Source organism: Rhizobium sp. BK316, assembly GCF_014193695.1.
Lineage (GTDB): Bacteria > Pseudomonadota > Alphaproteobacteria > Rhizobiales > Rhizobiaceae > Rhizobium.
Genome location: NZ_JACHZR010000004.1, coordinates 801,908 through 815,056 on the forward strand (window position 1 = coordinate 801,908; position 13,149 = coordinate 815,056).

Sequence of the window (13,149 nt, forward strand, 5' to 3'; positions counted from 1 at the left end):
CAGCTATTCGGCAGCTTCGGGAATGGCATGCAGCCCGTCAATGCCCAGTATGTTGATCATTTCGCCATGGCTCGGGCACATGGAGAGCCGCCCGCGAAAGGCCTCGACCAGCCATTGCCCGGCGGGGCCTGGCGGATTTGCGGCCCTGCGCATGGCATAGATCGGATATTCGCCCTGCTCGTAAGCCTCCAGCTTGATGGCGACCAGATTGCCCTTCATGATGTCCTCTCCGACGACCGAAACCGGAAGGCCACCCCAGCCGAGACCACCCCTGATGAGCTGGTGCTTGGTCGCAATGTCGCTGACACGCCATGTCCTGTAAGACAGGACGTTGAAGTCCCGCCCCTTGGTCAGGCCGGAGGCATCGGAAACCACAAGCTGGATCTCTTCGCGCACATCAGCCAGCGTCAGCGGGCGGCCAATGCTCGCCAGCGGATGATCGGGTGCGACCACGGGAACCATGAACGAGTAGCCGATCTTTTCGGCCACAAGCGAATCGTCCTGCCTCACAAGCGCTCCGCCAATCCCAATATCGGCCTTGTCGTTCATCACCATGTCCATGACCATGCCGAGCTCGCCGACATTGAGGTTGAGGGCTACACCCGGGAATTTTTCGCGGAACTCGCGCAGCACCATCATAGCGGCATCGGCAGGCACCATGACACTGATTGCCAGAGAAAGCTCCGCCTCCAACCCCTGCTTGATGCTTTTCACGCGGGCGCGCATGACTTCGAGGTCGGCCATCAGCCGGCGGGCATCCTCCAGCATCGCCTTGCCGGCATCCGTCAGTTTCGGTTGGCGGGCGCCGGAACGCTCGAAGAGCGGCACTTCGAGCTGGGCTTCCAGATTGGCGATCGTATAGCTGACCACCGACTGCGCGCGGTTCAGCACGCGCGAGGCGGCCGAAAAGCTGCCGGTTTCGGCGACCGTCAGGAAAACCTGCAATTGATCCAGTGTCGGGTTGGGAAGCATCTTCCATCCAATCCATCGATAATTTTGATCGACATTATCCCAGTTTTTTCGATAGCGGGCCAGCCTTATTTTCACACTCGAACACAGCGGTTTGCCGTTTCCAACCGGCAGCTGAAATCCAATTCGAGAGGAAATTCAACTATGTCTTCCATTCTTCTTCTGACGTCCAGCCCGCGTTCGGAATCACTTTCCACGTCGATCGCTGCCGAGCTCGCCGACAAGCTCAAGAGCCAGAACCCGGGTAGCGTCGTCGTTCGTCGCGACCTCGCCGCAAATCCGCTGCCGCATATTGATGACCTGTTCACTGCTGCCATCCGCAAGCCGCCGGAAGCCCGTACGGCTGAGGAAGCTGCAGCCGTGAAGACTTCTGATGAGCTGGTCAACGAGCTTCTCGCCGCCGACAGCATCGTCATCGGCACCGGCCTCATCAACTTCAACATCTATTCGTCGCTGAAAACCTGGATCGACAACGTTGCCCGCGCAGGCCTTACGTTCAAGTACACCGAAAGCGGCCCGGTCGGCCTCGCGACCGGCAAGAAGGTCTATGTCGTTCTCGCCTCCGGCGGCGTCTACTCCCAGGGTCCGGCCGCCGGCATGAACCACGCCGTTCCGTACCTAAAGTCGGTTCTCGGTTTCCTTGGCATCACCGATATCGAAACCATCTATGTCGAAGGTCTCGCCTTCGGCCCGGAAGCAGCGGAGAAGGCCATCGGCGCTGCCAAGTCGCGCGTCGAAGAGCTCGCGCTTGCTGCTTAATCCGTGAACTAAGAAGTACCACTCGACGGGGCCGGCGCGATGCCGGCCCTTTCATTTTCCCGCGAAGTCATCGGTGAAGGAGCGGACCGTTTCCAGGATTTCGTCGGAGAGCTCTTCGTCGTCGACAATGCGTGCGAGGCCGACGGCGCCCGTCATCAGGCTGGAGAGGATAATCGCCTTTCGACGTGCCTGCGCCTCATCGGCCGCTGCCACACGTCCGGCCATATTTCCCAGATTCGCCTTCAACTGATCGGTCGCAAGCGAACGGCATTTCTCGCCGCTACGGGCAAGGTCGGCCGTCAGAGCAGCAAAGGGGCAGCCGCCGCTCACGTCCTCGCGATGATGCGGGCTCAGATAATTGGCGGAATATTCCGCCATCGGGATATCTGCGGGTGCCCTGCCCTCCGAACGCACCTTCGCTTCCCAGGAGCCGAAAGCCAGTTTCATGGCTTCGGCCACCATCTCGTCGCGCGAGGCAAAATGCTTGTAGAAGCCGCCAACAGTCAGCCCCGCCTCCTTCATTAGATCGGCCACGCCGAGCCCTTCCAGTCCTTTCTCTCGCAGACGCTTGGAAGCGATCTCGACGATCCTGTCGTGCGTCTTCTGCTTTTCCAATTGCGAATGACCCATCGAAAATCTCCCGATATGCGGACTTGACTTATGTGGATTATAATCATAATCCTTGTAGATATCGATCATAATCCAGATCGAGCCATTTTCCAATAGGAGCCATTCCATGCGTCTCAAGAACAAGATCGCGCTCATTACCGGCGGCAACAGCGGTATCGGGCTTGCCACTGCCAAGGTTTTCGTTGCCGAAGGCGCGAAGGTCATCATCACCGGCCGCAACCCCGAAACGCTGGCAGCGGCCAAGAAAGCACTTGGCGGCGACGTGCTGACGCTGAAGATCGATCTCACAGACGTTGCGGCGGCGGAGAAGGTCTTCGCCGAGGCAGCTTCTGCCGTCGGCAAGTTCGATGTCGTCTTTGCCAATGCCGGCATCGGCGGCGCAACGCCGCTCGGCCAGACCTCGCTGGAACAGTTCGAAAAGATCATCAGCACCAACCTGACCTCGGTTTTCTTCACGGTTCAGTCGGCACTTCCGCATCTGAATGATGGCGCTTCTGTCATCCTCAACGGCTCGGTCCATGCCGTTCTTGGCGCGCCCGGCTGGTCGGCCTATGCCGCCACCAAGGGTGCCGTGCGCTCCATGACGCGCAACCTTGCCTCCGAGCTTGCGCCCCGCGGTATCCGCGTCAATCAGGTAACGCCGGGCGGCACGCGCACACCGATCTGGTCGCCCTATGCGCAGACCGAAGATGCGATGTCGGCACTCGAAGAAAAGCTCGGGAACATGAGCGCGCTTGGCCGCATGAGCGAAGCAGATGAGATCGCAAAGGCCGCGCTCTATCTCGCCTCCAGCGATTCCAGCAATGTCACCGGGATCGAAATTACCGTCGACGGCGGTATGACGAGCGCTCCCTCCGGCGCCAAGCTTTTCCGCGCCGCCTGAGCGGGCGGAAGCTAGCTGACTTTCACGACACCGGAGCGGCCGACGACACAGTTGCGGCCGCTCTTCTTTGCCTCGTAGAGGCGGCTGTCTGCCGCCGAAAGCACGGTCGTGAAGCTGGTACCGTCTTCGTCGGCGGTTGCAGCCCCTATGCTCACCGATACCGACGCATCATCGGGCGTCTTCACACTGGTCACGATCGTCCAGCGCAGGCGCTCGGCGAGCAGCAAGCCTTCCTCATGGCTTGTGCCTGGACAAACGGCGACAAACTCTTCGCCGCCGAATCGGAAGATACGGTCGCTGGAGCGCAGCGTCGTTCCTAGCCTCGAGGCAATGGCCTTCAGAACCTTGTCGCCCTGCAGATGGCCGAAGCCGTCATTGACGTCCTTGAAATGGTCGGCATCGATGATGAGAACGGTCGCGTACTGGCCCTGCCGCAGCGCTTCGCGCACCATCAGCGGCGCCTCCAGTTCCATGCGGCTGCGGTCATAGACGCCGGTCAACATGTCGCGGCCGGTGCGCTCCAGGAGATCGTTATAGCGCTCGCGGAATGTCAGATCCCCGAAGAGGTCGCTGATCGAGCGGGCCGAGGCGGCAACACCGTCCCGGCGGATACGGTATTCATAGACGGCGAACATCAGTGAATAGAGGCAGACGGCCAGCATCTTGGCTTTCCATCCAGCCCAGAAGGCCGTCATCGGCACGCCCACGAAATAATGCAGGCCGCTGAAGAAGAGGATCTGGTCAAATGTCAGAAGTACAAGGCCCGAGATCATGAAGCGCAGCACGACGCGGCGACGCGTGAAATCGCCAAGCTTCTCGTAGAGCAGGATGATGCCGAGCGAGTCGAGGTAGAGGATTGCCGTGCCCCACACCATCAGCCACCCCATTTCCTTCAGGAAATTAACGTCTGCCGGATGGCCGGGCGACAGATCCAGCGGCTGATGAAGCTGCAGCACCCAGGCAATGGCGACGGTCAGGAGATTGCCGAGAAACAGACCATAGATCGGCTGGCGGACGGTCGCCGCATCCTCCTGCAGGTAGAGCATGAGGATCATCATCAGCTTGCCGGAAAAGAAGATCGAAGACCCCGGCGATACGTTCCCGAATGGCAGGGAAACATAGAAGACCGCAGCAAGATAGGTCTCCATGAAATGCATGACGCCGAGCGCCGTCAGGAAGACACCCAGTCCGAGGCGCTGTCGAAAATGCAGGAGACTGACCATCAGCACGAAATAGCTGACGGCTTCGACGATGAAGAGCGCGGTGTTGAGGAGTTCCATCACTGCCCTCCGCCGACAACAGGAGCGCACGAGCGAGCCACAGCCACCGCGGCGGATCTTCTGGTCAATCGTCCGGAAAGCTCAAACACAAGCGGCGCCCTGCAAAACCTGCAGGCGCCACCTTCGCCATAATCCTTTAAGATTAGGTGATCAAACCAGCAGTTTCCGTCACCGAAATGCTGTCATAGTTTTGAAAAACAACGGGAAATGTCAGCTCGGACAAGGTTCGCCCGGCTCGCGCCCTCAGACCTGCCGAAGCTTCTCGCCATCGCTGAAAAGAGAGGGGCCGTGCTGGTCGATAATCTGCTGCGCCTTACGCACCGTGCATTCGATCGCATCATCGGACGAGGAGAAGAGATCGGCGCGGATGAACTTGCGCACGAGAACGTCCTCACCGACTTTCTTCTCGATCCGGCCGGCTAGACGATACTGGCCGCCTTCCTTCTGCGGCTCGGCATAGATGGTGCAATCGCCATAGAGCTGCGGCTCGCCGGAAGGACCCGCAGCCGCCTCATCTGAGGATTTGCCACCGCCGGAGAAGACCGAAAGAATGTTTGAAAGGAACGAAGCCATAATCCGCCTTTAGCACGCAGTGCTGTCTACGCAAAGTCAAATGATCAGGTTTGCGACGATCTCGTTTTCGGTGATGTCCTCGAAGCCCATGCCTGATCTTTCGAAATTGGCGACCAGCGTCGCGAAGTTCTCCGGAGCCGTCGTCTCGATGCCGATCAGGATCGAACCGAAATTGCGCGCCGATTTCTTGAGATATTCGAAGCGGGCGATATCGTCATGCGGTCCGAGAAGATTGAGAAAATCGCGCAACGCGCCGGGACGCTGGGCAAGGCGCAGGATGAAGTATTTCTTCAGACCGGCGTAGCGCATGGCCCTTTCCTTGACATCGGGCAGCCGCTCGAAATCGAAATTGCCGCCCGAGACGACAGCAACGATCGTCTTGCCTTTGATGGCCTCGCGATCCATGGCGGCGATCGCCGTCAGCGCCAAGGCTCCGGCCGGTTCCAGCACCACGCCTTCGACGTTCAGCATCTCCTGGATGGTGACGCAGATGGCGTTTTCCGGCATCAGCCTGACCTGTTCGGCCGAAAAACTCTTCAGCGCTGCGAAATTCAGGTCGCCGATGCGGGCGACCGCTGCGCCGTCGACGAAATTGTCGACCTTCGACAGCGTGACGATCTGCCCCGCTTCGAGGCTGCGGCGCAGGCTCGGCGCGCCGGCAGGCTCGGCAAAGACGAAGTCGGATTGCGGCACAACGCCGTCGAGAAAACCGGTGATACCGGCGGCAAGGCCGCCGCCGCCGACCGGCAAGAAGATCATATCCGGTACTGTTCCCTCGGGAAGCTGCTGCATGATTTCCGCGGCGACCGTCGCCTGCCCCTCGATGATATCAGCATGATCGAAGGGCGGCACCATGACGCCGCCGATCGCCTCCACATGATCGCGGGCCGCCTGATAGCACTGGTCGAAGAAATCACCGATGAGTTCGATGGTGATGAAGCCGGCGCCGAACATGCGGGTCTTGTCGATCTTCTGCTGCGGCGTGGTGACCGGCATGAAGACGACGCCCGGCACGCCGAAATGGCGGCAGACGAAGGCAAAGCCCTGCGCATGATTGCCGGCGGAGGCGCAGACGAAGGTCTTGCCGCCCGCGCCCTTGGCAATCGCCTTGCGGAAGAAATTGAATGCGCCGCGGATCTTGTAGGATCGCACCGGCGAAAGATCCTCGCGCTTCAGCCAGATATCGGCGCCATAGCGGGCGGAAAGGTGATCATTGAGCTGTAGCGGCGTTGCGGGGAAAAGGCTGCGCATCGCCTCTTCGGCGCCTTCGACATCGTGTCTTGTCACGGGCGTTCGTCCATTCTTCAAAAATCCAGACGTCGCTATGACACAGGCCGCTTGTGGAAAGAAGCCCGTTTGCGCCATTTGCGGTTCGCCCGATGAAAGGCTTCCTTAAGCGCGTCTCCAGATTGCGCCCAAGATCCAGGTCACGTGGACGGCTTTTAACTTGATGTCGCACAGCAATTGCTAATATGACAGCAAGATGACATCCAAGATCACAAAGCTACTGGCATGGCTTCTTCTCGCCTTCATCCTGTTCGTGACAGTTTCACCGATCGAATTGCGACCTCACACGATCGAGACACCTGACATCGACCGCGCTGCGGCTTACCTGGCGGCAGGGCTGGCTTTCGCTCTTGCTTATCCGAGACAATGGAAAATGGTCGCCGCGCTGCTGATCTTCGGTGCCATCGCGATCGAATATCTGCAGTACCTGTCGCCGACGCGGCATGCGCGCCTTCACGATGCAGGCGTCAAGGCAGCAGGCGCAGCAGTCGGCCTAGTCGCCGGCTGGGCCTTCAACAAATGGCGGGAGGCAAGAACCATGGCGAACGCCGCCGCAGAATTTGCCAGACGCTGACCGTAGACAGGGACGTTAAAGCCCGCGCAGTTGCAAGGCCCAGAAGAACAACGGCACCGCTGCCACTGCCGTTCCCAATAGCAGGAGGGCACTCATCTTGAAAAGTCTGATGCGACGCGTCCTTGCACCATTCCAGTCGTAAACCATCGCCTTACTCCCACTAAGACAATACTTACTCAACCGCACAGTGCCTACATTTTTTGCACCGTTGAGGCCATAGACAAGCGCTGCCTATGGTTTATTCACATTATACAAGCATATTCGAACGGATTTATAAAGATGGCGCGAGCGACGGGGATCGAACCCACGGGAGCATCCCAGAAAGATGCTCGCTTCTGTCACAACTCTACCTCTTAAGTCAGCGCTCAGTATCAAGCTGCTGCGGGGCGCTTCGATCGCGCCGCCCTCGCTTCAGGATACCTTGAAAGCATACTCCCGAGTATCAAGGGGACACTCACGTTCACCGGCGGTACAAACGCCGAGCGGCAACCACGGATATCTCGCTGCGCCAACCCACGGCTTTCTTGTCGCGGTGTTGCGGGGATCTGGCGCTGCCAACTGTCGAGAGATATGGAATTCAGCCAAGGTTCCTGCGTTTCTCCAGATCGCTGGTCGTTGAGACGATCTCGCCGGCACCCGCCTTGATCAGCCCCTCGCGGATATGCTGCGTATCGGATTCTTGGGTGTAGTGCAGCGTAGCGAGGAACGGCTCGATGCGGAAGTCGGGCGCAAGCGCTTTGACCTGCTTCATATGTGCGGATGCGGCAATATCGTCGCCGAGCCAGCCATAGCAGGCCGCGACGAAAGCGTGCTGGACGTGGTCCATGGCGGAAAGATGCATGAAGGCCTCGATCGCCTCGCCATATTGCCGGGCGGTGAACTGGGCCTTTCCGAGGTGACTCCAAAAACGAGCCGGATGATGCGGGTTGAGCCGCATGGCCTTGCGGATCCATTCGACTCCTTCTTCCGGCCGGCCGAGCCAGGTCAGCAACTCACCCTGCTGAACCACCACCAGGTCGTAATTGGGGTTGAGCGAGAGGGCGCGCTCCTGGTGATAGCGTGCCGTCGTCAGTTGGTTGTTGTTGACATTGACCGCGGCGAGAATGCGATGCACGTCGGCGTCGTTGTCGTCGAGCGCAAGCGCCCGCTCCAGCTCGGAATTGACTTGCGCCCAAACCGCATCCTTGTCACTGCACCAGTCGTTCACCCACGCCTGTCCGAGGATGCAAGCCCGCCAGGCATGGGCATGCGCATAGCCTGGGTCGAGTTCGATGGCCCTGTCGATCAGCGCCTGGGCTTGCGTATTGTCCGAGGCGCTGCTTCGATGGTGCAGCACCTTGGCCGCGAGCGCACATTCGTAGGCGGCCATGTTTGCCGGCTTCGTGCGGGCGAGTTGGTCTCGCTGGGCCGCCTCGACGCGCCCGGGAAGCGTGGCCGCGATCGCGGCCGTCACCTCGTCCTGGATGGCGAAAATGTCGTCGAGTTTGCGGTCGTATTTGTCCGCCCAGACATGGGCATCGTTGACCGCATCGATCAACTGGACCGTGACGCGCACCCTGTCGCCGATTTTCCGTACGCTGCCTTCGACCAGGTACTGGGCGCCGAGCTTCTCGGCCACCTCGCGCACATTGACGGGTTGGTTCTTGTAGACGAAGCTGGAGTTGCGCGAGATGACGAAGAGCTCGTGGCGGCGCGACAGTTCGGTGAGGATATCCTCGGTCAGGCCGTCGGCAAAGAACTCCTGCTCGGGATCGCCGCTCATGTTGTTGAAAGGAAGAACGACGATCGTGGGTTTGGAAGCGGTACGCTTGCCGTCCGCGGCATTCGCCGCCGACGCCAGGACGGTGTCGTCGACCCCGACCCGGTAAAGGTGAACCGGACGGCTGATATTCTTCAGTACCTTCTCACCAAGGTCCTCGATGGCCACTTCGAGTCGGTCGGCAATTTGCGTCGCCACCGCCGCCGTGATGCAGATGCCTCCGACGTCGGCCAGTTGTTCGACGCGCGCGGCAATGTTCACACCATCGCCGAAAATGTCATCGTCGTCGAAAATGATATCGCCGACATTGATGCCGATCCGGAATTCGATCCGTCGATCCTGCGGCACGTCAGAATTGCGCCGCTTCATGCGCTGCTGGATTTCCACGGCGCATCTCACAGCGTCGGTCACGCTCTGGAATTCGACCAGCATACCGTCGCCCGTCGTCTTGATGATACGGCCCTCGTTCTTGGCGATGGCAGGGTCGATCAACTCTATCCGGTGGGTTCTGAGGCGGGCGAGCGTGCCTGCTTCGTCCGCCTCCATCAGTCGGCTATAGCCTGCCATGTCGGCCGCTAGGACTGCTGCTAATCTTTGTTTCATCGATTTGCCACAAAGGATTCGCCATGACCGGACTGGAATTGGCGGCCTTGATGCTATTCTACTGCAGGCCGGTGCAATCGCCTATCTAAATCAGCGTCCACGGATGATATGAGGCGGGCAAAGCAACCAGCGCTTTGACATCCGTGAATATCGATGAGGCCCATACTAGCTGCCCCTTCCCCAGGAAATATCGGGATTTCTGTTCGAGGGAGGATAAGCTGCTTTCAAACGATAATTCATGTGGTGCGAGCGACGGGGATCGAACCCGTATAGCCTAAGGCCGAGGGATTTTAAGTCCCTTGCGTCTACCAGTTTCGCCACGCTCGCGCGCTGTCCAGATCAACGACTTAGGCGGATTCGTCAAGTTTTTGTTTGCAGGACAACCTCTGCGTTTTGCGAAACCTGCCGATCACTTTATCCCAAAAATAAAACGGCGGCCCAAGGGACCGCCGTCTCAGAACGTGATTGTGGCGAAGCTCAAGCCAGTTTTGCAGCAATCTTGGCGACGTGCGCGCCCTGATACTTGGCAGCTTCGAGTTCGATTGCCGAAGGCTGGCGGGAACCGTCGCCGTTGGTGATGGTGGATGCGCCGTAGGGCGAGCCGCCCTTGACTTCTTCCGTACCCATCTGGCCCTGGAATGCGTAGGGAAGGCCGACATAGGCCATCCCCTGATGGAGGAAGGTTGGGACGAAACCGAGGATCGTCGATTCCTGGCCACCGTGCTGGGTCGCGGACGAGGTAAACATCGAGCCGACCTTGTCGACGAGCTTACCGGTGAACCACAGGCCGCCCGTCTGGTCCCAGAAGTTGCGCATCTGCGATGCGACCGTGCCGAAGCGCGTGCCGGCGCCGACGATGATTGCATCGTAATCAGGCAGTTCGTCGACTGTGGCGATCGGGGCTGCCTGATCGAGCTTGTAGTGGGAAGCTTTGGCGACTTCTTCGGAAACCAGTTCCGGAACGCGCTTGACAACAACTTCAGCGCCGGCGGACTTCGCGCCTTCCGCTACGGCATAAGCCATGGTTTCGATGTGGCCATAAGCCGAATAGTAGAGGACGAGAATCTTCGCCATTGTTATCTCCAACGAGGACTGGTTGAATTTCGTGACCGCGACCGTTCTACCAGCGCATCCGGTTCAACATAGTCCTGCACGCAAGAACTCACTGTTCACCGCCTGTAGACGAAATTTCACTTGCCGTTTCGTTTCGACCCTTGGGCCGCGTCGCTTTGCCGTTTGCAAAGTGGCCAAACGGCGCTACCTATTTCCAAGCTTCACACCACGGAAATATCCCCATGAGCAATGAGACTGTCGTTACCGCCGCCATGCTTGCCATCGGCGACGAGCTCCTTTCCGGCCGCACCAAGGACAAGAATATCGGCCACCTAGCCGACATGCTGACCATTTCGGGCATAGACCTGAAGGAGGTGCGCATCGTTGCCGACGAGGAGGATGCGATCGTCGAGGCACTGAATGCGCTTCGCGGCAAATACGATTATGTTGTCACCTCGGGCGGTATCGGGCCGACGCATGACGATATCACCGCGGATGCCGTCTCGAAGGCGTTCGGCGTGCCCTGCGAGCATGATACGGCGGCGATGGCGCTGCTTGCCGAAATGTACAGGCGCCGCGAAATGGAATTCACCGAGGCCCGCCAGCGTATGGCCCGCATGCCGCGCGGCGCCGCACATATCGCCAACCCGGTCTCCACCGCGCCCGGCTTTGTCATCGGCAATGTCTATGTGATGGCCGGCGTTCCGCAGGTCTTCCAGGCCATGGTCGACAATGTGCTGCCGACGCTGAGGACAGGCACGCCCGTCCTCTCGTTCGCTATCGCCTGCCCCTATGGCGAAGGCGAGATCGGAACGCCGCTCACGGCGATCCAGAAGGCACATCCGGAAACCAGCATCGGCTCCTATCCCCGGTATGTCGGGCAGAAATTTTCGACCGAAATCGTCGTGCGCGGTCGCTCGCAGGATGTGATCGAGGCTGCGGGTGCGGACGTGCGGGCCATGATCGAGGATATCAGACGCAGGAAGGACATTGCCGAGAACTATCAGGCGGAAGCGTGAAGGAGGTTCTGCGGTCTTGATCCCGGTCAAGGAACCGCAGCGTGCCCCGGCGCATTTCTTTCCTCGCGGACCATTATTTCAGCCGTAAAGGAGAATTGATATGTCTTATAAAACCATTCTCGCCATTCTGGATACAGCAGACAATAGCGGTGCCGTTGCCGATTTCGCCTTTGCCATTGCCGCTGAAAGCGGCGCCCATGTGATCGGCCTGCATGCCGAAACGATCGCCGCCGTGCCGCTGCTCGCGCCAATGGAAATTCCCGATCCGGTCGCCGTGCAGGCGCTTCAGGATATGGCCCATTCCGAAACTGTCGAGGTCGAGCGGATTTTCCGCGCCCGTGGCGAGGCTTTCGGTGCTTCGTTCGAATGGCGCGCCTTTGCCACATCGACGGGATACGGCTCGGCGCCCCTGATCGAAAGCGCGCGCAGCGCCGACCTGCTGATCGCCTCGCAGGCCGATCCGGCAAGGCGCTCCGACAGCCATGTTGATGTCGATGACTTCCTGTTCGAAAGCGGCCGCCCGGTGCTGATGATCCCCTACATCATTCGCCAGCCGAAGCCGATCAAGCGCGTGCTGATTGCCTGGAACGGCTCCAAGGAAGCCACACGCGCCACTTTCGACGCCCTGCCGATCCTGAAGGCTGCCGAAGCGGTAGAAATCTTCTCGGTCGATCCGGCCGAAACGGCCACGCAGTCGCCAGCGACAGCCGGCGCGGAGATCGCCGCAACGCTTGCCCGTCACGGCGTGAACGTAACGCTCGCCACGGCCGCAAGCGGCGACAAGAACGCCTCGCACATCATCGAGAACCGGCTTTCGGACGACAGCATCGACCTTCTGGTCATGGGCGCCTATACGCATTCATGGCTGTGGCAGGCGATCTTCGGCGGGACGACGAAGACACTTTTGCAGTCCATGACGGCGCTGACATTGCTCTCGCGTTAAGCCCGCTCTTGCCTTTTGTCTCCAAATCCCGCTAATTGCGGCGACCGATGATATCAGGCTTCGGCATCCATCGCGCAGTTCCGGCTGCGCGATTTGCGTTTTGCCAGCCGATGTTCATTCGGTCGCCGGCAAACGGCGTGTCTTTTTTCATGCCGCGGAGCAGCCCAATGTCCCTTCCCGATAAAGCCTTCCCCGTCTCCTGGGATCAGTTCCACCGCGATGCGCGCGCGCTTGCCTGGCGGCTTGCGGGCCTCGGCCAGGAATTCAAGGCGATCGTCTGCATCACGCGCGGCGGCCTTGTTCCGGCGGCGATCATTTCGCGCGAACTGAACATCCGCCTCATCGAAACGGTTTGCGTCGCCTCCTATCATGACTACGTCAATCAGGGCGACATGGTGCTGCTCAAGGGCATTGCGCCCGAACTCATGGAAAACGGCGGCGAAGGCGTTCTCGTCGTCGACGATCTCACGGATACCGGCAAGACCGCCGCTCAGGTGCGCGGCATGCTGCCCAAGGCGCATTTCGCCTGCGTCTACGCCAAGCCCAAGGGCGTGCCGACGGTCGATACCTTCATCACCGAAGTCAGCCAGGACACCTGGATCTACTTCCCCTGGGATATGGGCTTCACCTACCAGGAGCCGATCGCCAAGGGCGCGCGCGGCTAGAGTATCCGTTTTGTTTTCACGCAATTCCGGGACGCAAAACCGCCTCGCACTTTTGCTGAAATTGCTCCAACAGCCGCCAACGCGAGCAACCTCTGGTTTTGCTACCGGAAATTGTCCCAATTTTTGTCTCCCCGGTAGCGGATTCCAGCCCC

Annotated in this window: 13 protein-coding genes and 1 tRNA gene; 6 read left to right on the forward strand and 8 right to left on the reverse strand. The window is 59.6% G+C overall.

Annotated features, from left to right (window positions below; translation table 11 throughout):
* Nucleotides 1–3: 3 nt before the first annotated feature.
* Complete coding sequence (locus tag FHT87_RS22840; protein WP_183729920.1) at nucleotides 4–972, reverse strand: LysR family transcriptional regulator; 969 nt, start codon at nucleotides 970–972, stop codon at nucleotides 4–6.
* A gap of 141 nt (nucleotides 973–1,113) precedes the next feature.
* Here FHT87_RS22840 and FHT87_RS22845 point away from each other — a divergent pair, with 141 nt between their 5' ends.
* Nucleotides 1,114–1,728 carry an FMN-dependent NADH-azoreductase gene (locus FHT87_RS22845; protein ID WP_183729923.1) on the forward strand — a complete coding sequence of 205 codons (615 nt, stop codon included), beginning with the start codon at nucleotides 1,114–1,116 and terminating at the stop codon, nucleotides 1,726–1,728.
* A 51-nt stretch (nucleotides 1,729–1,779) separates the two neighbouring features.
* Here the strand turns inward: FHT87_RS22845 and FHT87_RS22850 are convergent, their stop codons facing one another.
* On the reverse strand, nucleotides 1,780–2,358 hold the full coding sequence (locus FHT87_RS22850) for a TetR/AcrR family transcriptional regulator (RefSeq protein WP_183729926.1): 579 nt from the start codon (nucleotides 2,356–2,358) through the stop codon (nucleotides 1,780–1,782).
* Nucleotides 2,359–2,464: 106 nt separating this feature from the next.
* Between FHT87_RS22850 and FHT87_RS22855 the strand changes: the two genes are divergently transcribed.
* Nucleotides 2,465–3,241 carry an SDR family oxidoreductase gene (locus tag FHT87_RS22855; RefSeq protein WP_183729929.1) on the forward strand — a complete coding sequence of 259 codons (777 nt, stop codon included), beginning with the start codon at nucleotides 2,465–2,467 and terminating at the stop codon, nucleotides 3,239–3,241.
* Between the two features lie 11 nt (nucleotides 3,242–3,252).
* Here FHT87_RS22855 and FHT87_RS22860 read toward each other — a convergent pair whose 3' ends face one another.
* The 3 genes from FHT87_RS22860 to ilvA form a co-directional block, all read right to left on the reverse strand.
* On the reverse strand, nucleotides 3,253–4,524 hold the full coding sequence (locus FHT87_RS22860) for a GGDEF domain-containing protein (protein ID WP_183729932.1): 1,272 nt from the start codon (nucleotides 4,522–4,524) through the stop codon (nucleotides 3,253–3,255).
* A gap of 240 nt (nucleotides 4,525–4,764) precedes the next feature.
* On the reverse strand, nucleotides 4,765–5,094 hold the full coding sequence (locus FHT87_RS22865) for an HlyU family transcriptional regulator (protein ID WP_183729935.1): 330 nt from the start codon (nucleotides 5,092–5,094) through the stop codon (nucleotides 4,765–4,767).
* Between the two features lie 36 nt (nucleotides 5,095–5,130).
* A complete protein-coding gene (ilvA, locus tag FHT87_RS22870) occupies nucleotides 5,131–6,381 on the reverse strand; it encodes a threonine ammonia-lyase (RefSeq protein WP_183729939.1) in 1,251 nt (416 codons plus the stop codon).
* A gap of 196 nt (nucleotides 6,382–6,577) precedes the next feature.
* Between ilvA and FHT87_RS22875 the strand changes: the two genes are divergently transcribed.
* On the forward strand, nucleotides 6,578–6,955 hold the full coding sequence (locus FHT87_RS22875) for a VanZ family protein (protein ID WP_183805002.1): 378 nt from the start codon (nucleotides 6,578–6,580) through the stop codon (nucleotides 6,953–6,955).
* 577 nt (nucleotides 6,956–7,532) lie between these two features.
* On the opposite strand, the gene FHT87_RS22880 is transcribed toward FHT87_RS22875, so the two are convergent.
* The 3 genes from FHT87_RS22880 to wrbA form a co-directional block, all read right to left on the reverse strand.
* The gene (locus FHT87_RS22880; protein WP_183805004.1) at nucleotides 7,533–9,317 is read right to left on the reverse strand and encodes an adenylate/guanylate cyclase domain-containing protein; all 1,785 of its coding nucleotides are present in this window, start codon (nucleotides 9,315–9,317) and stop codon (nucleotides 7,533–7,535) included.
* Between the two features lie 241 nt (nucleotides 9,318–9,558).
* A tRNA-Leu gene (locus tag FHT87_RS22885) sits at nucleotides 9,559–9,644 on the reverse strand.
* Between the two features lie 150 nt (nucleotides 9,645–9,794).
* On the reverse strand, nucleotides 9,795–10,391 hold the full coding sequence (wrbA, locus tag FHT87_RS22890; RefSeq protein WP_183805006.1) for an NAD(P)H:quinone oxidoreductase type IV: 597 nt from the start codon (nucleotides 10,389–10,391) through the stop codon (nucleotides 9,795–9,797).
* A 221-nt stretch (nucleotides 10,392–10,612) separates the two neighbouring features.
* Between wrbA and FHT87_RS22895 the strand changes: the two genes are divergently transcribed.
* From FHT87_RS22895 to gpt, 3 genes are all read left to right on the forward strand, one after another.
* Nucleotides 10,613–11,389: a competence/damage-inducible protein A gene (locus FHT87_RS22895; protein WP_183805008.1), complete on the forward strand. Its 777-nt coding sequence runs from the start codon at nucleotides 10,613–10,615 to the stop codon at nucleotides 11,387–11,389.
* 100 nt (nucleotides 11,390–11,489) lie between these two features.
* Entirely contained in the window at nucleotides 11,490–12,332 is an 843-nt protein-coding gene (locus FHT87_RS22900) for a universal stress protein (RefSeq protein ID WP_183805010.1), read from the forward strand.
* A gap of 167 nt (nucleotides 12,333–12,499) precedes the next feature.
* The gene (gene gpt / locus FHT87_RS22905; protein ID WP_007812968.1) at nucleotides 12,500–12,997 is read left to right on the forward strand and encodes a xanthine phosphoribosyltransferase; all 498 of its coding nucleotides are present in this window, start codon (nucleotides 12,500–12,502) and stop codon (nucleotides 12,995–12,997) included.
* Nucleotides 12,998–13,149 lie beyond the last annotated feature (152 nt).